Here is a 19,064-nt window from a genome sequence, read left to right as displayed (position 1 = left end):
GCGGGTCGGGTCAGGAGTCGAACACGACGCCGTGACGGACGCCGATTTCGCGAAGTCCTTCAGCGGCGTTCTTCAGCGCGCTTTCAAGCTCCGGAAGTTTCAGCCTGGCCTTCTTGGATTCGGCTTCGCCGGTCACGGCCTTCCATGCGCGGCGGTAAGCGCCCTCAAGTTCAAGGACCCTTTCCGTCGTCTCGATGTATGCGTCGAGATCGAGAGCTGCCGGTCCGTTCAACCCCATACTCAGTTGTGCGCGAATGGAGATGATGTCCCCGACATAACGGATGTGGGAAGTGCCGACCCGATTACTCAGGAGGATTTCGGCGAGAACGGCATCATGGTGCTCCTCTTGCCCGCTCATCCCGATTCCTTCTTTGCCTTCAGCATTTTCATGAGCACTACCATTCCTGGGGCGCCGGCTGGAATATCGGCACCTCCAGCTCTGAGAACGTCGACAGCGTACGTCATGCAGCTGTTGTGGTACTTATCGTAGCCACCCCGGTCCCTGCCGATGTCCGTCCGCTGATACCGCTTGGCGGCACCGGCATCGGGCAGGTCGATGGTGATCTCGATGACGTTCTTTCCCAGAGGGATGGCGCGGTCGGACTCGGTAGGTGTACCCGGGGGAACTTCGCCGGGTCCATCGAAGTCGGGGACCTGTTCGGTCTCCAGGGACTTGCCGTGGGTCTCCACACGGATGGTGGCGTGTTGAATGTCCTCATCCCATCGGACTGTTGCCGTGCCAGGGGTGCTTCGATTTCCGACGAGGCGACTCTCGGTACCGGTGCCGGTGTTCTTGGTGATCGATTTATTGGGGGCGTCGGCCTTCTTTGTCTCCGCGGACTTGGACGCCTTGCCGCCACCGTCGGTGTTCTTCGTCTTGGTGGTCGACGTCTTGGCCTGCTTGGCTGCGGTGGCTTTTGCTTCGTCGGCCTTTTTGGCGGCTGCGGCTGCTGCTTCTTGTGCGGCTCTTCTTGCTGCTGCGGCTTCTTCCTCGAGTTTTCTTGCTCGTTCGGCGGCTTCTTCTATCTGGCGTTTCCATTCGGCCAGGTCTTCGGCGTACTTGGCCATGGCCTGCTGGTAGCGCTCGACTCGTTGGAGAATGTCGCGGGCCTTGGCGAGTTTTCCGGCCCAGCTGTTGAAGGCTTCCCAGGCTCGGTCGAGTGCCTTGATGATGCGCTTGGCGCGGCCGGCGAAGGGCAGGGCTGCGTCGAGGGCGAGTCCTGCGCAGGCGCCCCATGATCCGTTGAGGCAGTCGCGGATGTCGTTGTAGCCGGAGGCGTCCTTGAGGATGCCCATCGCGATTTCCAGCGCCACGTCCAGGGCGCTCTTGCCCTGGATCATGTTGGCCCAGGCCACTTCGGCGTCCGTGAAGTCCTTGACCGGCATCGTGGGAGGCGCGATCGAGAGACCGGACGGGTCGCTGAAGGTGATGGGTGAGTTGTTGGCGTAGGCGTACGGGTTCTGCTGTTTGGGTTCGTTGTAGTCGACGATGGGGTCGACGGAGAGGAACCGGCCCGTTGCGGGGTCGTATTCGCGTGCGCCGAGGTGGACGGTACCGGTGGTCTCGTCGATCTCGCCGCCGACGAAGCCCTTCTTGCCCGGCCACACGGACGGCTGTGCACCACGAGCGTCGCCGTAGGGGGTGAACTTCCGGCGGTTGACCGCTCCGGTCTTGGTGTCGACCGCGGTGGTCGCCGTGCCGTTCTGGTCGGCCATCAGGTAGGACGTGGTGGTCACGCCGTCCTTGGCCGTTTTGACCATGGTGGGTCCGGCCGGGTGGGCGTAGTAGCGGGTGCCCTCCAGCTTGCCCGCCGTGGTCAGCTTGACCTCGGTGCCGGCCAGGTAGAGCGTGGTGCCGGTCTTGTCCCGCTTGATCAGACGGCTACCGCCCACGTCGTACACGAACTCGGCCGAGTCGGTGCCCTTGGTGGCCTTCTCCAGCTGGCCGCCGATCGTCCAGTCGAGCGTCTGGGTTTCGCCTTGGATGGTGCGGGTCTTGGTGTTGCCCGCGGTGTCGTAGGTGAAGGAGTCGGTGCGGGATCCGCTGGGTCCGGTGGTGTCGACCTTCTGCAGCCTGTTGGCTGCGGTCTGGCCGGGGGTGCCGTAGGTGTAGGTGCGGGTGACGTCTTTGGTGAGGTCACCGGTGGGGGAGTGCTGGATTTCCTTGGTGCGGTTGCCGGCCGCGTCGAAGCTGTAGGAGGTCCAGTAGGGGTTGGGCCCGCCGACCTGGGGCTTGGAGCCGGGTCCGGCTGCGTTCGGCTTGGCGGCGCAGTCGTCGGTGGTGGTCCAGGCTTCGTCCATGCGACGCATGTAGTCGTAGGCGAAGCACTGGGTGTCGGCGGTGGGGGAGGTGCCCTCCTTGTCCGAGATCTTGAGGATGTTGCCGATCGCGTCGTAGTCGTACGACGTGTCGTTGATCGCTGCCGGTGAGCGTTCCTGGCTGTTGACGGTGCGGGTCAGGCGCCGGTTCTGCTCGTCGTAGAAGTTCGAGGTGTAGACCTGGGCTCCGGCGGGGCCGGCGTAGGTGCGCAGGACGTCGCCCATGGGCGAGTAGTCGACCTTGTCAACGAACGTCTTGCCCTCGATACCCATGACCGTGGGCAGTTCGAAGTGGTTGTACTTGACGGTGGTGAGCTCGATGGGGAGTCCGGCCACGGCCGGCTGTTCCATCGAGTCGACCAGGCCGGTGTTCTCGCGGTAGCTGGTGGTGAACTCGTAGGTACCACCGAGAGCACCCTCAGAGGAGGGAATCGTGGTCTTCGACCCGGTGGGGCGGTACGCGATGTCGTAGCCGGTGACCTCCTGGGTGTACGCCTGCCCGTTCACGTAGCGGGTCGATGCGACCGGCAGGCCGATGGCGCCCGGCAGGGTGTCGTAGGTGGTGGAGGTTAGCTTCGGACCCGTGAGGGAGCCTTCGCGGGTCGCGATGACGCGACCGAGCGCGTCGTATTCCGGAACGACGGTCCTGCCGCGGCCCTCGGTTACCGAAGTGACGCGGTCGCCCTGGCCGTACGCCATGGACGTCGTGCCCTTGTCGGGGTCCGTCTGCTTGGTCTGGCGGCCCCGGATGTCGTACTCGAAGCCCCACTTGTCGCCGGCCTGGTTGACGACCGATTCCAGCGCACCACGGTTGTTGTAGGCGTAGGTCGTCTTGTCGTAGGCACCGGTCGGGGAGTCCGAACGGAAGTACCGCAGCTCCGTCTTGCGGCCGGCTCCGTCGAGGAAGGCCCGGGTGGGCGTCTCTCCGGTGGGCGGGTCGACGGTGATGTTGTCGCCGCCGTAGGCGGTGGTGGTGCGGGAGGTTTCCTCGCCGCGCTTCCGCGAGATTTGCGCAGTCGAGCGGCCGGAGCCGTCGTACTCGGTCACCGTGGAGGAGGGGACCTCGTTGTCGCGGGGGGCGAACTGGACGCCGGAGGCTTCGCCTGCGGTGTAGTAGGCGCCGTTGGACTTCCAGACCTGGCCGAGGCTGTTGTAGAAGGTGTCGGAGATGATCCGACCGCCCGCGAGGGCTTCCATCTGGGTCTGGCGGATGCGCAGGCTGCTGTCGTAGATGTCGTAGCTGGTGCGGTAGGTACCGTCGTCCAGCAACGCCTTGTTGGTGATGACGACCGGACCATCGGTACGGACGTCGTACGAGAACATGCCGCTGGGAGACTTGGTGGCAGGGTTCCGGGAGGGCCCCCACACCTTGGCGAGTCGGCCGAGGGAGTCGTACTCCATGACCTGGCGGCGGCCGTTGGTGTCCTGCTTGGCCAGGACCGAACCACGGCCCTGGTCGGTCTCCGTGGTCTGCTTGTGACCGGCATGGTTGGTGGTCACCACCTTGGTGACGATCTGACCGGACGCCGGGGTGTAGTCCTGCTTGGTGACCTTGCCGAACACGTCGGTGCTGGTCTTCGGGCGGCCGTAGGCGTCGAAGGTCGCGCTGCCGTCCACCTGGTACTGCGGAGTGCTGCCGCTGTAACTGGTGAGGGACTCGGTGGACTTCATGTTGCCCGCCGCGTCATACGACATCTTGACGTCGGAGGTAACGTCTGCGGGCCGCTGGGCCGTGACGTCACACGCCTTGGCGACGGTCTCGACCCGCTTCTGGCGGGCGATGATCCAGCGGGTTTCGTCCGCGTCGTACTCGTAGCGGGTGCAGCTGTCGTCGGTCGGGTCCGCGATATCGCCCTTGTTCGACACCCACTGGGCGAAGCCGCGGTCGTCGAACTTGGTTTCCATGGCGGTGCGGCGCCAGCCGCGGCCGTCGGAGAGCAGGATGCGGGACTGAACGCCCGTGGTCTGCTGGACGAAGGACTGCTGGGGCTCGATGTCCTCGGCCGCGGTTTCGCCCTTGCGGAGGCGGGTTGCGGTGGGGCCGTGGAGCCAGGGGGTGTAGGTGGTGGCTGCTTCGAGGGCGCCGCCTTCGCCGTTGTAGGCCAGGACCTCGCGGGTCTGGCCGGCGTAGAGGCGGTGGTCGTCGATCTCGTTGTTCTCGGAGTCCTTGACCTTGACCGACTTCTTGCCGCCGTCGGGGCCGGCACGGTCGCCGTCCAGGCCGCGGAAGAACACGGTCTCCGTCATGGAGCGCTTGTCGGGTGCGACACCGATGAACGTCTTGACGCGGGAGTAGCCACGCCACTGAGACCAGGTGCGCGTCTTGGGACGCATCATCTCGGTCTCGTCGTCGAACGCCCACGCGGGGTCGCCGATGAACTGGTACTCGGTCCGCCGCGTCGGCGAGTTGCCGTTGCGGTCTTCCTCCTGGACGGATTCCACGACGTGCTTGTGGAACCAGTCGGTGGAGTAGATCTTCCGCTGACGCTCCGGGTCGGTGGGGTCCGGGAGCTCGGAGATCACCGGGTAGCAGCGGAGGTTGTTGTTCTCCGGCGAGGCCGGCATGACCTTGGGGTCAGCCGCCTTGCACTGGGTGGGCGCGTAGTTGGCTCGGATGGTGGAGCCGGTCTCGGTGTCGATCGCCTCGATGCGGTAGCGGCGGTAGGGCGGCTTGCCGTCGCCTTGGCCGTCCACGCGGTTGTCGAGCTGCTTGCCGCGGAACTTCACCGGGGGCAGTTCGATCGCGGTGCCGTTCTTGCCGGTGTGGCGGATCTCCGACAGCCACAGCGGGTAGTCCGTGCCGTCACCGGTCATCGGGAAGTCCTGGATCAGGTTCCAGGTGTCGACCGGCTTGTGGGCGGTGCCGTTCCAGACGAAAGTGCTGACCTCGGTCAGCCGCTTACGCGTGAAGAAGGTCGGGGTGAAGCGGCCCTTGCACTCTTCGCCGGATGCGCAGAGCTGGTCGCCGGGGGTGTCCGGCCATTCCTTGGCGATGTTCCAGTCGACTTCCGGCTTGAGCTTTGCCGGGTCGCAGTCGAAGGTCGTGGTTTTCAGGCAGCGCTCTTCGACCTTGAAACGGGCCTCGGCCGGGGCGTTGGCGAACAGGTTGTCGCTGCGCAGGCCGTAGGAGATGCGGTCCAGCCAGCCGGAGCGGTCGTACGCGCGGGCGGTGGAGCCGCCGGCGATCTTGTAGTTGGAGCCGTAGTAGTTCTGCTCCTTCTGGTACCAGTACGTCATCGCGTTCCCGCGCGGGTCCACGACGTAGTCCAGGTTCCAGCGGTAGGCCTGGTTGCAGACGGCGTCTGCGAAGGTGGCGTTGTAGCAGGGCTCACCCGGGTGGTTCGCGTAAACCGGAACGTTCCACGTCGAGTTGGTGACGGGCTTGCCCGCCGCCCAGCCGTCGAGCTTGTTCAGGCCGAAGTAGAACTGGATGCCCTGGGGGTTGGTGAACCGCCAGTGCTCGCCTTCCTTGTCACCGTTGTCCGCTCCGGACAGCAGCTCGATCCGTGAGCCGTCGTCCTTGGCCGGACGCCACTTCTTGGTGGTGTCGTCCAGGACCAGCGGGGTCGAGCCGCCGTTGAGGGACATGGTGACCATCGGGGCGCCGTGGCAGAGGTCGCCGGTGTCGTCCTTCGGGTTGTTGTACCCGGAGTCCTTGCGCTTGTCCTGGCTGCAGGGGACGTAGCCGCGCTCGATGTAGTTCGAGGCGAGATCCCAGCCGTCACCGACCCAAGAGGTTTGCTGGGCGGAGGCGTTGGTGCGGCCGTCGATGTTCGCGCTGGAGTAACCCAGCGACAGCGACGGGCTCGGGCCGCCCAGGGAGGCGGGGATGTCCAGCGGGTAGGACCAGGAGAAGTCACCCGCCGAACCGCCGGCCTGCCAGGAACCCGAAGCGCTGAGGCTGGTGGCCTTGTAGGTGCCGTTGGCACCCGACGCGCCAGGGGAGGCGGCCAGCGTCATGCCGCCTGCGGCAGCAGCCGCGGCCGGGGCGGCCATGAACGCGGAGGCGCCGGACTTGCCGGCGGCGGGAGCCGCCTTGGCCGGGGCCTCGAAGGTGGCGACCAGCTTGCCGGTCTTGGGGTCGTTCTTCGTGGTGACCGGGAAGCTGCCCTGGCATTCGGGACGGTTCGGGGTGGTCAGCGCACAGGTCGGGATGGCGGTGAACTGCAGCCGGGAGCCCCAGCTGCCGCCGTACGCGTTCTTGAATGTGTTGTAGTCCAGCTCCACCGAAACCGGGGCGGCGGACTTGCCCGCATCGGTGCGGTTGACGTTCAGCAGCAGACTGCCCGTCCGGCCGGCGCGCTTGGCGGTGGCCTGGTCGAGCAGGTCGACCTTCAGCTTCACGCCGGACGCAGCCGCAGCCGGAGCCCCGGCCGCCGCCATGGACCGCTTCGCGGGATGGTCGGCGGACGCCGCAGTCGGGGTGACGGCGACGACCGAGACGGGCAGCTTGCCCGCCTTGACCGGCTTCCCGGCCACACCGGTGTCCTTCGCCGGGAGACCAAAAGCCCCACTCGTGGCCGACTTCAGCGCACTCGCAGGCGCAGCCGGCGCGTCGGGCAGTGCAATTTCAGCCGAACCGGCCGTCGGCCAGGCGACCTTCGGAGCACCCTTCCACGCCTTCAGGTCCGACTCGGCGGGGCCGGACGCCGGCTTGCCCTTGACGTTCTCGCCCTTGACCTTCGTCAGCTTCTGCAGGCCCGGCAGCTTGGCACCAGAGGCAGCGGACGCCTCCACCACCGTCATGCCACTGGCAAGCAATGTGGTGGCCAGCAGTGGTATCGGCCACCGCCAGACACGCCTCGAAGACGCACGCATGGCGTGCGCCTGGGATCGTCTCAAAATTCGAACACTCCCCGTTGGATCGCGCGGATCACAGTGATTTCGCGCTGTTGATGAAGCGCGCTGAATTTAACAGCGGGGGATTAGGGGCGTCGATTTTTTGGCGGGGTCGCCAGGGTCTGCCCGTGGTGCATCGTCGCTGGTGCGAGCGCTCAAGTGGAATCTTGTATTCGGAATTTTTAATTCCGGTGAACGTCTGATAAAGGGCTGTGGCCGCGGGTGGTCTCGTGGGGGATCGCCTCGAATTTCCGGGGCCGTGGGTGCTACAAATCAATCGAACACATGGGACCTGTTGGCGGATGGCTGAATTTCGGCCTCCGGTTAGCGGTTCAACCGATTGTTTTCGGCCGCTCCTGAGAGGGGGTTGCCGGGAACCGACCCCGAGGACTCAGTCAGTGAGACCCTTCCCGACGCGGCCACGCGTCGCGGTACCGCCCTCCCGGAGGGCACCCGCACTCACCCTGGCGACCGCAGTTGTCGCCGCCCTGATCGGCGCGTTGCCCGCGGTTGCCGCGGGGGCACCCGCGTTTGCGTCCGCCGCGCAGGCCGCCAAGGCCGCCAAGGCGGCGAAGGACGACCAGGAGAACATGTCCGCCGAGGCGAAGGCCTCGGCCAAGGCCGGTGGCGAGGCCAAGCGCACCGGCAAGCGCGTCGAGGTTCCTTCGCTGCGTTCGGAGACCGAAGAGGTCTGGGCGAACCCGGACGGGTCGTTCACCTCGGAGCAGTCGCTGGTGCCCACCCGGGTCCGTCGCGGCGGTGCCTACGTCCCGGTGGACACCGGACTGGTGAAGCAGAAGGACGGCCGGATCGCCCCCAAGGCGACCGTCGCCGGGCTCAGCTTCTCCGGCGGCGGCAAGGCCCCGCTGGCCACCATGCGCAAGGACGGTCGGGACATCACCCTGACCTGGCCGAAGCCGCTGCCCGCCCCGACCGTCGAGGGCAACAGCGCCACGTACGCCGAGGTCATGAAGGGCGTGGACCTGCGGGTCAGCGCGGATGTGACCGGCTTCTCGCACCAGCTGGTGGTCAAGAACCGCGAGGCCGCGGCCAACCCGGAGCTGGCCTCCGTGGACTTCGGCCTCAAGGGCAACGGCCTGACGGTCCGCAAGGAGGCCAACGGCGAGCTGCTGGCCGTCGACCCCGCGGGCCAGGCCCTGTTCAGCTCCGCCAAGCCCCAGATGTGGGACTCCGGCGCGGACAAGCCCGCCGCGCAGCCGCCCGCGGCCGACGCGAAGGCCGTGGCCGAAGCGAAGGCCGCGGCCGGTGCGAAGGCCGCGCCCGGTGCGAAGGCCGCAGCCCCCGCCGCCGACGCCACCCCGGCGCCTTCCGCCGACCGGGTGCCCGCCGTCGACGGCATCTCCCTCGGCAGCAAGCAGGCCAACCTCGGCGTGGCGCTGAAGGGCGACAAGCTCACCCTCACCACGGACCGCAACCTGCTCACCGCCGCCGACACCACCTTCCCGGTCGTCATCGACCCGGTGTGGCGGGACGACTGGAAGTCGGCCTGGGCGGTGGCCTACAAGCACAACGCCATCCCCGATTCGGCGAACACCAACTACTGGAACGGCGGCACCCTCAGCAACGACGCCCGCGTCGGCTGCTCCAAGGACGCCCAGCGCGGCAACGCCGTCGTCTGTGCCAAGACCTTCTTCCAGGTCGGCATGGGCGGCCTGGGCGGCAAGCAGATCGTGGACGCCACCCTGCGCATCCAGCAGAAGTCGGCCGGCTCCTGGAGCTGCAAGTCCGGTGACATCCAGGTCTGGGACACCGATCCCATCAGCGGCTCCACCACCTGGAACCGCCAGCCCGCCTGGAAGCGGATGGTGGATGCCTCCGGCCAGTCCTACGGCGGTCGCAACTGCCCCGGCGACGGCGACACCATCGAGCTGAACGTGACCTCCGCGGTCGCTGATGCCGCCCGCTGGAGCTGGCCGGCCTGGACCTTCGGTCTGAAGTCCGCCAACGACACGGTCGACGTCTCCTGGCGCAAGCTGAACCCGGACAGCGCCCGCATCTCCACGCAGTACAACACGCTGCCCAACGCCATCGGACCGGACGATCGCTCGATGAACCCGTCCCTCCCCTGTGAGGGCGGCGAGATCGGCACCACCGACGAGGTGGTGCTGCGCGCCCGCGTCAGCGACGCCGAGGACAACAAGGTCTGGGCCGAGTTCAACTACTGGAACGCCGACGACTACTGGGGCACGATCAAGCGGCCCAAGGTCGAGATCACCAACGGTAACGTCGCCCTTCTCAGGATCCCGAAGGCGGAGCTCCCCGGAGCCACCGCCACCTACCAGTGGGACGTACGCGGTCTCGACGGTACCGGCGAGGGCCCCTGGGCCGGTCGGTGCGCGTTCAGCATCGACCGGGACCGTCCCGGTTCTGCACCGGGTGTGAGCTCGCCGCAGTTCCCCAAGGACGACCAGACGAACAACGCCTACGCGCGCACCGAGGGTACGTTCAACCTGACCCCCAACGGGGTCGGCGACATCACCCAGTACCAGTGGTACACGGCGGCCGACCCGACCGTCCGCACGGTCAACGCGGACTCCAAGGGTGGGCCGGGGCAGTTCAAGTACACCCCGACCGCGGCCGGCCCGCACAGCCTCTTCGTCTGGAGCGTCGATGCCGCGGGCAACCGGTCCGACGTCACCTCGTACTCCTACTACGCCAAGCGTCAGGCCAACCGGGACAAGCACGGCGACCTCGACGGCAACGGCACCACCGACATCTGGAGCGTCGACCCCGGCTCCGGCCAGCTGTGGATGCACCCGGGCAACGGCGACGGCTCGTTCGAGCCGTCCAAGAAGCTCAACCGGGGCTCCTTCGCCGACGTGGCCTCGCTGACCCACCGGGGCAGCTGGGACGCGGACTACTACGAGGACCTGGTCGCCCTGCGGCCGGCGGCCGACAACACCCGCAAGAACCTGTACCTCTACCGGGGCAACGGTGACGGCGACCTCGAACACAGCGACGCCACCGCGATCCAGATGTCGACCCAGTACTCCTCGGACGACCGCTGGGGCCAGGCCGATCAGGTAGTGGCGATCGGCAGCGTCAACGACGACATCGATCCCATCCTGGAAGCCGGCGACGGCAAGATCGACGGCGCGGACAACCCCGACCTGCTGGTCAAGGAGGGCTCCAACCTCTGGCTCTACGCCGGCACCCCGTCGGGCACGCTCGGTCTGCGCAACTTCCGGCCGATCCCGCTCGGCAACTCCGACTGGCAGGACATGACCCTGATCGCCCCCGGCGATCTCAACAAGGACGGTCTGCCGGAGATCTGGGCCCGTAACAAGAACACCGGAAAGATCCACCAGTACACCAGCCGCAAGACCACGGACACGACGGCGGCCGTGGCCCTCGACCTGACCGTGTACGCGGACCCGGCGGTCCGGACCACCTCCATCGGCACCGGCTTCACCGGCACCGCCTACCCGCACCTGTCCAGCAACGGCGACTTCGAGAACGACGGCTTCGTCGACCTCTGGTCGCGCAACGGCGACGGTGCGATCACCGAGTTCCCCGGTCGCGCGCTGAGCGGCGGCTCCGCCTTCGGCCCCGGCAAGCCGCTCGTCCTCGGCGGTACGCCCTGGAACGAGTGCGAGACCGTCCCGTCGTCCGCCGACGACAAGGTCACCCACTCCCTGTGCGGTCCGCTGCTGGCCAAGTTCAAGGCGGCAGGCGGCCTCGCCGGCTTCGGAAAGCCGACGGGCCCCGTCGGTGTGGGCGCCGATGACGGCCGGTTCATGCACTTCCGCATGAACGGCTCGCACTACGACAACGCCTCCATCTACTGGCACCGCACCACCGGCGCCTGGATCGTCATCAACGGCAACCGGGAGCGGTGGTTCAGCCTCGGGGCGGAGAAGGGCATCCTCGGCTACCCGACCTCGGACGAGATCCGCAACTCCGACGGCGTCGGCGTCGTGTCCACGTTCAGGGGATCCGGCGGCGACGGCGCGATCTACTGGGCGCCCGAGACCCATTCCTGGGAGCTCCACGGCGCGATCTACAAGAAGTACCTGGCGACCGGCGGCCCCAGCGGCCCGCTCGGCTACCCGACCACCGACGAGGTCACCCACCCCGACGGCAAGAGCCGCTACAACCACTTCCGCCACCGGAACGAGTCCTCCGACACGGCCTCCATCTACTGGACCACGGCCACCCAGAAGGCCTGGACGGTCCGCGGCGAGATCCGCAACAAGTGGGTTTCGCTCGGCGCCGAGAAGAGCTTCCTCGGCTACCCGAAGTCGGACGAGTACGAGGTCTACGGCGGCCCCCGCGAGGACTTCGAGGGCGGCTACATCCGGCACAACCACACCACCGGTGTGAGCGTCGAGCACAAGCCGGACGACCGCACCGCCCACCTGCGCACCGACCTGGCGGGTGACTTCAACGGCGACGGCCGGTCCGACATGGCCACCGTCTACGACTACGGCTACGACAACACGGCGCTCTACACGCTGGCCGGCAAGGCGGACGGCGGTTTCGCCGCGCCGCTGCTCGCCTACGAAACCGGCCGTGGCAACTGGGAGTACCGCCGGTCGCAGTGGGTCGCCGGCGACTTCAACAACGACGGCCGCGACGACCTGGCTGCGCTGTACGACTACAGCTGGGGCCAGAACGCCATGTTCACCTTCCTGGGCCAGGCCGACGGGACCTTCGTCCAGCTGGGCAAGAGCGCAGCCTCCCCGGCCGGCAGCTGGGAGCCGAGCAAGGCCAAGCTGGTCGCCGGTGACTTCAACGGCGACAAGCGCGACGACGTGGCGTTCTTCTACGACCACGGCGGCTCGACCGGCGCCCACACCTTCATCTCCAAGCCGGACGGCTCGTTCAACCCCTCCTTCGGGAGCTGGCGCTCCGCCCAGGGCGGCTGGTACTGGAACGAGTCCAAGCAGGTCGCCGGTGACTTCAACGGCGACGGCCGGGACGACATCCTCGCCCTCTACGGCAACGGCAACGGCACCGTGACCGCCTACACCCTGCTCGGCAAGACCGACGGCGGCTTCGCCGACCCGGTGGCCTCCTGGACCCGCTCCCCGGGCAACTGGGAGTTCAACAAGAGCAGGATCACCGCGGGCGACTACAACGCCGACGGCCGCGCCGACCTCGCCATCCTCTACGACTACACCGAGGGCAAGGCGGCGCTGTTCACGCTGACCGGCCGCCCCGACGGCGGGGTCAACGAGGACTTCAAGAGCTGGGAGGTTCCTGCGGGGAACTGGTTCGCCGGGTCGTACGGCATGCCGGTGTCCGGCGACAGCAACAAGGACGGTCGCAAGGACATCGCGATCATGTACAACTACGCCACCGGAGCCACCGCGGCGTTCACCTTCAAGGCCCGCACCGACGGAGGGTTCGAGAACCCCCTGAAGAGCTGGCAGGCGGCACCGGGCACCTGGTAGTCCCGTAGCACCACAGCACGAAGCCCCCGCCCGGGCGAACCGGGCGGGGGCTTCGTCATACCGCGTGCAGGACGTCAGCCCTGACGTCAGTCCTTGATCTCGCAGATCGCGGCGCCCGAGGTGATCGAGGCGCCGACCTCGGCGTTGAGGCCCACGATGGTGCCGGAGCGGTGCGCGTTCAGCGGCTGCTCCATCTTCATGGCCTCGAGTACGACCACCAGTTCGCCCTCGGCGACCTGCTGGCCCTCCTCCACCGCGACCTTGACGATGGTGCCCTGCATCGGGGACGCGAGGGTGTCACCGGACGCGGCCGGGCCGGACTTCTTGGCAGCCCGGCGCTTCGGCTTGGCGCCGCCCGCAGCCGCGGTACGGGCCAGGGTCATGCCCAGCGAGGACGGCAGGGAGACCTCGAGGCGCTTGCCGCCGACCTCGACCACGACGGTCTCGCGGCCCGGCTCCTCCTCCAGGTCCTCCGCCGCCGGGGCGGCGAAGGGCGGGATCTCGTTGACGAACTCGGTCTCGATCCACCGGGTGTGGACCCGGAAGGGGTCCGAGGTGAACGCCGGGTCCACAACGACCGCGCGGTGGAACGGGATGGCCGTGGCCATGCCCTCCACCTGGAACTCGGCCAGCGCGCGGGCAGCACGCTGCAGGGCCTGCTCACGGGTGGCACCCGTGACGATCAGCTTGGCCAGGAGCGAGTCCCAGGCCGGACCGATGACCGAGCCCGACTCGACGCCCGCGTCCAGGCGGACGCCCGGACCGGTCGGCGCGTTGAACGTGGTGACCGTGCCCGGGGCCGGCAGGAAGTTGCGGCCCGGGTCCTCGCCGTTGATGCGGAACTCGAACGAGTGGCCGCGCAGCACGGGGTCGCCGTAGCCGAGCTCCTCGCCGTCGGCGATGCGGAACATCTCCCGGACGAGGTCGATGCCGGTGACCTCTTCGGTGACCGGGTGCTCGACCTGGAGACGGGTGTTGACCTCCAGGAAGGAGATGGTTCCGTCCAGGCCCACCAGGAACTCGACGGTGCCCGCGCCGACGTAGCCGGCCTCCTTGAGGATGGCCTTGGACGCGGCGTACAGCTGCGCGTTCTGGTCCTCCGACAGGAACGGCGCGGGGGCTTCCTCCACCAGCTTCTGGTGGCGGCGCTGCAGCGAGCAGTCACGGGTGGAGACGACCACCACGTTGCCGTGCGAGTCGGCCAGGCACTGGGTCTCCACGTGGCGCGGCTTGTCGAGGTAGCGCTCGACGAAGCACTCGCCGCGACCGAAGGCGGCGACCGCCTCGCGGACCGCGGAGTCGTACAGCTCCGGAACCTCTTCGAGGGTCCGGGCGACCTTCAGGCCGCGTCCGCCGCCGCCGAAGGCGGCCTTGATGGCGATGGGCAGGCCGTGCTCCTGGGCGAAGGCGACGACCTCCTCGGCACCCGAGACCGGGTCCGGGGTACCCGCGACCAGCGGGGCGCCGGCCCGCTGGGCGATGTGCCGGGCGGCGACCTTGTCACCCAGGTCGCGGATCGCCTGCGGCGGCGGTCCGATCCAGGTCAGCCCCGCGTCGATGACGGCCTGCGCGAACTCGGCATTCTCCGAGAGGAAGCCGTATCCGGGGTGGATGGCGTCCGCGCCCGAGTCGGCGGCGGCCTGCAGGACCTTCGCGATGTCCAGATAGCTGGCGGCCGGGGTGTCACCGCCCAACGCGAAGGCTTCGTCGGCCGCGCGGACGTGCAGAGCGTCCCGGTCCGGATCGGCGTATACGGCTACGCTCGCGATCCCGGCGTCCCGGCAGGCCCGGGCAACGCGGACAGCGATTTCGCCACGGTTGGCGATAAGCACCTTGCGCACGATGGCTCCCTCCTTTGAAACAAGCTGAGTTTAGGGACAGCCGACACCGGCTTTCGACCCGTCTCCAGAGGTGAGCTTGCCCACACAGAGTGTTATTCGAGGCCGGTTCGAGTTCAAAGAACCCTTGTGGCGCCCCAGGTCGGAGGCATCCCCAACGGCACAGTAACCCTGTCATGTGGTCAAGGTCTCTGTGCGCACGCGCAGCGGCCCCCGACGATTCTTTGTGGGGTCCCTACGAACGCCCCGATCATTCTTTGCCCGTGCGCAACCCCTTGTCCCGTGGTTTACCGGTTAGTAGCCTCCGGGGCATGCTGCGCAGACTGGTGGCCGGAGTGGCCACCCTCGTGCTCGTCGCGGAAGCGGCGGTTCTCGTCCTCGTCCACGTCGTGCTGGGCAAGACGACGGAGAGCCAGTCCATGTCGATCGCCGGCATGGACCCGGATGTCATGTCCAAGGCAACCTACGCCATGGGGGCGGGCATGGGCGGCTTTCTGCTGCTCTGCGCCGTCCTGCTGGCCGTGGCCGCCGTCCGGGACCGGGCGCCCGGCAGGTTCGCCCGGGCGGTCCTGATCGGCGCCGCCGTCACCCACGGTGTCCTCGGCGCGCTGGTGGTCGGCCTGGTCGGCTGGCCCGCCTTCGCCGTGATGATGCTGATCCTCTGCCTGGTCGTCCTGACCCTGATGCTCTACCCGGACGCGCCGGACAAGCCAGGCAAGCCGGACGCGCCGGACACCCCGGCCGCGCCCGACGCACCGGTGGGGATCACGCCCACAAGTCCGTGATGGACACGCCCAGTTCGCCCAGCAGCGAGCGCAGCAGCGGCAGCGACAGCCCGATCACATTGCCGTGGTCGCCGTCGATGCCCTCGATGAACGGCCCCGAGAGTCCGTCCAGGGTGAAGGCCCCGGCAACGTGCAGCGGCTCCCCGCTCGCCACGTACGCCGCCACCTCCGCGTCCGTCGGCTCGCCGAACCGGACCGTCGTGGAGGCCGTCGCCGACACCTGACGCCCGGTCGCCGTGTCGATCACACAGTGCCCGGTGCGGAGCACCCCGGCCCGCCCGCGCATCGACTTCCAGCGGGCCGTGGCCTCCTCGGCGTCCGCCGGCTTGCCCAGCGCCTCGCCGTCCAGTTCCAGTACGGAGTCACAGCCGATCACCAGGGCCCCGGCGGCCGGCTCCAGACCGGCCACCACGCCCGCCTTGGCCTCCGCCAGGGCGAGCGCCAGCTCGGCCGGGGTGTCCGCGTCCACCGAGTCCTCGTCGAACCCGCTGACGATGACGTGGGGGGCGAGCCCGGCCTGGCGCAGCAGGTTGAGCCGGGCGGGGGAGGCGGAGGCGAGGACCAGGGAGCGCGGTGCGGCAGCAGTCATGCCCGCCATCGTAGGGGCGTGCTAGAAGCCGCCCACGCCCAGGACGTAGACGAGCACCAGCATGGCCACCGCGAGGATCACCGTCATCCGGCGGATCATCGCCTGCGCCTCGCGCATGTCCTTCGGCGGCTCGTTCTTCGGGTCGGACCAGAGCATGCCCCGATCCTGCTCCCCGGGACCCGGAGAGCGCCTGAGTACGGGTACTCAGGCGCCCCCCGGTGTTCCCCTAAGGGTCAGGCCGGCCAGTACGTACGGCCCCACGCCCGCGGCCCCGGCTGCGGCGTCCGCCGCCGGGCCACCTGCGCCGGATCCGCCCACTGGGCCGGGGTCCGCTCCGCGCCCGGCGCCGCCGAAGCCAGCACCGCCGCGCGCGCTTGGACCACCGCCAGTGCGGCGGCCAGCTCCTCCGGGGTCGGATTCCCCTTGACGACCTTGATCATCGGACCTCCTAGAGGGGGATGTTGCCGTGCTTCTTCGGGGGCAGGGCCTCGCGCTTGGTCCGCAGCTGACGCAGCCCCTTCACGATGTGTGCCCGCGTCTCGGACGGCATCACCACCGCGTCGATGTATCCGCGCTCGGCCGCCGTGTACGGGTTCAGCAGCGTGTCCTCGTACTCCGCGATCAGCCGCGCCCGGGTCGCCTCGCGGCTCTCGTCGTCCGGCGCCTCCGCGATGGCCCGCCGGTGCAGGATGTTCACCGCGCCCTGCGCGCCCATCACCGCGATCTGCGCGGTCGGCCACGCCAGGTTCAGGTCCGCGCCCAGGTGCTTGGAGCCCATCACGTCGTACGCGCCGCCGAAGGCCTTGCGGGTGATCACGGTGATCAGCGGGACGGTGGCCTCGGCGTAGGCGTAGATCAGCTTGGCGCCGCGCCGGATGATGCCGCCGTACTCCTGGTCCACGCCCGGCAGGAAGCCCGGCACGTCCACGAAGGTCAGCACCGGCACGTTGAAGGCGTCGCAGGTCCGGACGAACCGGGCGGCCTTCTCCGAGGCGTTGATGTCCAGACAGCCGGCGAACTGCATCGGCTGGTTGGCGACGATGCCCACCGGGTGCCCCTCGACCCGCCCGAAGCCGGTCAGGATGTTCGGCGCGAACATCGCCTGGGTCTCCAGGAACTCACCCTCGTCGAGGACGTGCTCCAGCACCGTGTGCATGTCGTACGGCTGGTTGGCACTGTCCGGGATCAGGACGTCGAGCTCCCGGTCGGTGTCCGAGACCTCGGTGTCCGCCTCCTCCGGGAAGGCCGGCGGCTCCGACAGGTTGTTCGAAGGGAGATAGGAGAGCAGCGACTTGACGTACTCGATCGCGTCCTTCTCGTCGCCCGCCATGTGGTGCGCCACACCGGAGGTGGTGTTGTGGGTCCGGGCCCCGCCCAGCTCTTCAAAGCCGACGTCCTCGCCGGTCACCGTCTTGATGACATCCGGACCGGTGATGAACATGTGCGAGGTCTGGTCGACCATCACGGTGAAGTCGGTGATCGCCGGGGAGTACACGGCGCCACCCGCGCAGGGCCCGACGACCAGGCTGATCTGCGGGATCACCCCGGAGGCGTGGGTGTTCCGGCGGAAGATCTCCCCGTACATGCCGAGGGCCATGACGCCCTCCTGGATGCGCGCGCCACCGGAGTCGTTGATGCCGACCACGGGGCAGCCGGTCTTCAGCGCGAAGTCCATCACCTTCATGATCTTCTGGCCGAAGACCTCGCCGAGGGCTCCGCCGAACACCGTGAAGTCCTGCGAGAAGACGGCGACGGGACGGCCGTCGACGGTGCCGTAACCGGTGACGACGCCATCGCCGTACGGGCGGGTCTGCTCCAGCCCGAAATTGGTCGACCGGTGCCGGGCGAGCTCGTCGAGCTCGACGAAGGAGCCCTCGTCGAGCAGCAGCGCCACGCGCTCACGAGCCGTCAGCTTGCCTTTGGCATGCTGCTTCTCCACGGCGCGCGCCGAGCCGGCGTGCGTGGCTTCGTCGATTCGGCGCTGCAGGTCCGCGATCTTGCCCGCGGTGGTGTGGATGTCGATCGGCTCTGAGGGTTGAGACATCGGGGTCGCGGCTCCCTGAGTGGTGTCCACTGCCTGGTCAATTGATTGACTACTGCTGGCTACTGGTGCGTAGCGTATCGGCGGGCATGGCGCACGGCAGTGCGGCGTTTGACACACCTAATGTGGCTTGCATGACGCCATCAGATGCCTCTGCCGGATCGGCCGGCCGCTGGTCGAGCCTCGACCGGCCGCCGCTCAATGCCGCCTCGCTGCGCCGCGCCCTTGTCACCCCGGACAGTCTGTGGACCTCGCTGGAGGTCGTCGAATCCACCGGATCCACCAACAGCGACCTTGCCGCGCGGGCCGGGGAGCTGCCCGAGGGGGCGGTGCTGGTCGCCGAGGAGCAGAGCGCAGGCCGTGGCCGCCTGGACCGCAGCTGGGTCGCACCGGCGCGGTCCGGGCTGTTCTTCTCCGTCCTGCTGAAGCCGGCGGGGGTGCCGGTGGAGCGGTGGGCGTGGCTGACCCTGCTCGCCGGGGTGGCCACCGCGACCGGGCTGTCCCGGGCGGCCGGGGTGGACACGGCACTCAAATGGCCCAACGACCTGCTGGTGACGGTTGACGGCGAGGAGCGGAAGACGGGCGGCATCCTCGCGGAGAAGGCCGACGACGCACTCGTCATCGGGATCGGGCTGAACGTCACGCTCACGGAGGACGAGCTACCGGTGCCGGGGGCCGGATCGCTGGCCCTGGCGAAGGCGACGGTGACCGACCGGGACCCGCTGCTGAAGGCGGTGCTGCGGTCGCTGGAGGACTGGTACGGGCGCTGGCGCGCGGCGGAGGGGGATCCGGCGGCGAGCGGCCTCCAGGAGACCTATGCGGCGGGCTGCGCGACGTTGGGGCGGCATGTGCGGGCCGAGCTGCCGGGGGGGCGGGAGCTGACGGGGACGGCGGAGGCGGTGGACGCGGAAGGACGACTGGTCGTCCGGACGGCGGAGGGGGAACGGGAGCGAGTGGGCGCAGGCGACGTAATCCACCTCCGCGCCCACTAGCCCCCGCCGGGCACCCGCAGCCGGCGCCGGGCCCCGGCTAGGCCGCCCTTTGCGGGCCCGGGCCCGCCTGGCCCGGGGCCGGCCGGTCCGGTCCGGCCCGGCCGCTGCCCGAGGCCGTTCGCGGGGCGGCGCAGGCTGGGCCGAAGGGGGGCGGGGGTCCGCTGCGCGGGGCCTTCCCCCACCCCGCCCCTTCCCGAAACCGGGGCCTGCGGCCCCGGACCCCGCCCGTGGGGCTCCGCCCCAC

The 19,064-nt window shown here is 68.6% G+C and carries 10 protein-coding genes; 3 read left to right on the top strand and 7 right to left on the bottom strand.

The genetic code is table 11. The features are described 5' to 3' along the window. Positions 1-10: 10 nt before the first annotated feature. Together ABT123_RS15245 and ABT123_RS15240 are read right to left on the bottom strand one after the other, a co-directional pair. Complete coding sequence (locus ABT123_RS15245) at positions 11-358, bottom strand: hypothetical protein (protein ID WP_351313529.1); 348 nt, start codon at positions 356-358, stop codon at positions 11-13. Beyond that, a complete protein-coding gene (locus tag ABT123_RS15240) occupies positions 355-7,065 on the bottom strand; it encodes an RHS repeat domain-containing protein (RefSeq protein WP_351313526.1) in 6,711 nt (2,236 codons plus the stop codon). Before ABT123_RS15240 ends, ABT123_RS15245 begins: the two co-directional genes overlap by 4 nt. A 491-nt stretch (positions 7,066-7,556) precedes the next feature. On the opposite strand from ABT123_RS15240, the gene ABT123_RS15235 reads away from it, so the two are divergent. Next, positions 7,557-12,575 carry an FG-GAP-like repeat-containing protein gene (locus tag ABT123_RS15235; RefSeq protein WP_351313523.1) on the top strand — a complete coding sequence of 1,673 codons (5,019 nt, stop codon included), beginning with the start codon at positions 7,557-7,559 and terminating at the stop codon, positions 12,573-12,575. Positions 12,576-12,661: 86 nt separating this feature from the next. Here the strand turns inward: ABT123_RS15235 and ABT123_RS15230 are convergent, their stop codons facing one another. Next, complete coding sequence (locus tag ABT123_RS15230; RefSeq protein WP_351313521.1) at positions 12,662-14,416, bottom strand: acetyl/propionyl/methylcrotonyl-CoA carboxylase subunit alpha; 1,755 nt, start codon at positions 14,414-14,416, stop codon at positions 12,662-12,664. A 308-nt stretch (positions 14,417-14,724) separates the two neighbouring features. On the opposite strand from ABT123_RS15230, the gene ABT123_RS15225 reads away from it, so the two are divergent. After that, complete coding sequence (locus ABT123_RS15225) at positions 14,725-15,198, top strand: hypothetical protein (RefSeq protein WP_351313519.1); 474 nt, start codon at positions 14,725-14,727, stop codon at positions 15,196-15,198. On the opposite strand, the gene ABT123_RS15220 is transcribed toward ABT123_RS15225, so the two are convergent. The 4 genes from ABT123_RS15220 to ABT123_RS15205 form a co-directional block, all read right to left on the bottom strand. Further along, complete coding sequence (locus ABT123_RS15220; protein WP_351313516.1) at positions 15,179-15,796, bottom strand: nucleoside triphosphate pyrophosphatase; 618 nt, start codon at positions 15,794-15,796, stop codon at positions 15,179-15,181. The two genes, ABT123_RS15225 and ABT123_RS15220, sit on opposite strands and share 20 nt — an antisense overlap. Positions 15,797-15,808: 12 nt before the next feature. Beyond that, complete coding sequence (mmpB, locus tag ABT123_RS15215) at positions 15,809-15,943, bottom strand: morphogenic membrane protein MmpB (RefSeq protein WP_351313513.1); 135 nt, start codon at positions 15,941-15,943, stop codon at positions 15,809-15,811. Positions 15,944-16,020: 77 nt separating this feature from the next. Further along, complete coding sequence (locus tag ABT123_RS15210; protein WP_351313510.1) at positions 16,021-16,227, bottom strand: acyl-CoA carboxylase epsilon subunit; 207 nt, start codon at positions 16,225-16,227, stop codon at positions 16,021-16,023. Between the two features lie 8 nt (positions 16,228-16,235). Beyond that, positions 16,236-17,831 carry an acyl-CoA carboxylase subunit beta gene (locus tag ABT123_RS15205; RefSeq protein WP_351313507.1) on the bottom strand — a complete coding sequence of 532 codons (1,596 nt, stop codon included), beginning with the start codon at positions 17,829-17,831 and terminating at the stop codon, positions 16,236-16,238. Between the two features lie 131 nt (positions 17,832-17,962). Between ABT123_RS15205 and ABT123_RS15200 the strand changes: the two genes are divergently transcribed. Next, positions 17,963-18,820: a biotin--[acetyl-CoA-carboxylase] ligase gene (locus ABT123_RS15200; RefSeq protein WP_351313504.1), complete on the top strand. Its 858-nt coding sequence runs from the start codon at positions 17,963-17,965 to the stop codon at positions 18,818-18,820. Positions 18,821-19,064: the final 244 nt, after the last annotated feature.

The sequence above is a fragment of the Streptomyces sp. NPDC002054 genome (assembly GCF_040296685.1).
In the GTDB taxonomy this organism is placed as follows: Bacteria; Actinomycetota; Actinomycetes; order Streptomycetales; family Streptomycetaceae; genus Streptomyces.
The sequence above is the reverse complement of the archived record's forward strand: the minus strand, read 5'-3'. Positions and strand labels throughout refer to the sequence as shown.

Coding starts and splice junctions, on each gene's coding strand:
- ABT123_RS15245 (WP_351313529.1), bottom strand. CDS start 358: ATGAGCGGGCAAGAGGAGCACCATGATGCCGTTCTCGCCGAAATCCTC.
- ABT123_RS15240 (WP_351313526.1), bottom strand. CDS start 7,065: ATGACGGTGGTGGAGGCGTCCGCTGCCTCTGGTGCCAAGCTGCCGGGC.
- ABT123_RS15225 (WP_351313519.1), top strand. CDS start 14,725: ATGCTGCGCAGACTGGTGGCCGGAGTGGCCACCCTCGTGCTCGTCGCG.
- ABT123_RS15220 (WP_351313516.1), bottom strand. CDS start 15,796: ATGGCGGGCATGACTGCTGCCGCACCGCGCTCCCTGGTCCTCGCCTCC.
- mmpB (WP_351313513.1), bottom strand. CDS start 15,943: ATGCTCTGGTCCGACCCGAAGAACGAGCCGCCGAAGGACATGCGCGAG.
- ABT123_RS15210 (WP_351313510.1), bottom strand. CDS start 16,227: ATGATCAAGGTCGTCAAGGGGAATCCGACCCCGGAGGAGCTGGCCGCC.
- ABT123_RS15205 (WP_351313507.1), bottom strand. CDS start 17,831: ATGTCTCAACCCTCAGAGCCGATCGACATCCACACCACCGCGGGCAAG.
- ABT123_RS15200 (WP_351313504.1), top strand. CDS start 17,963: ATGACGCCATCAGATGCCTCTGCCGGATCGGCCGGCCGCTGGTCGAGC.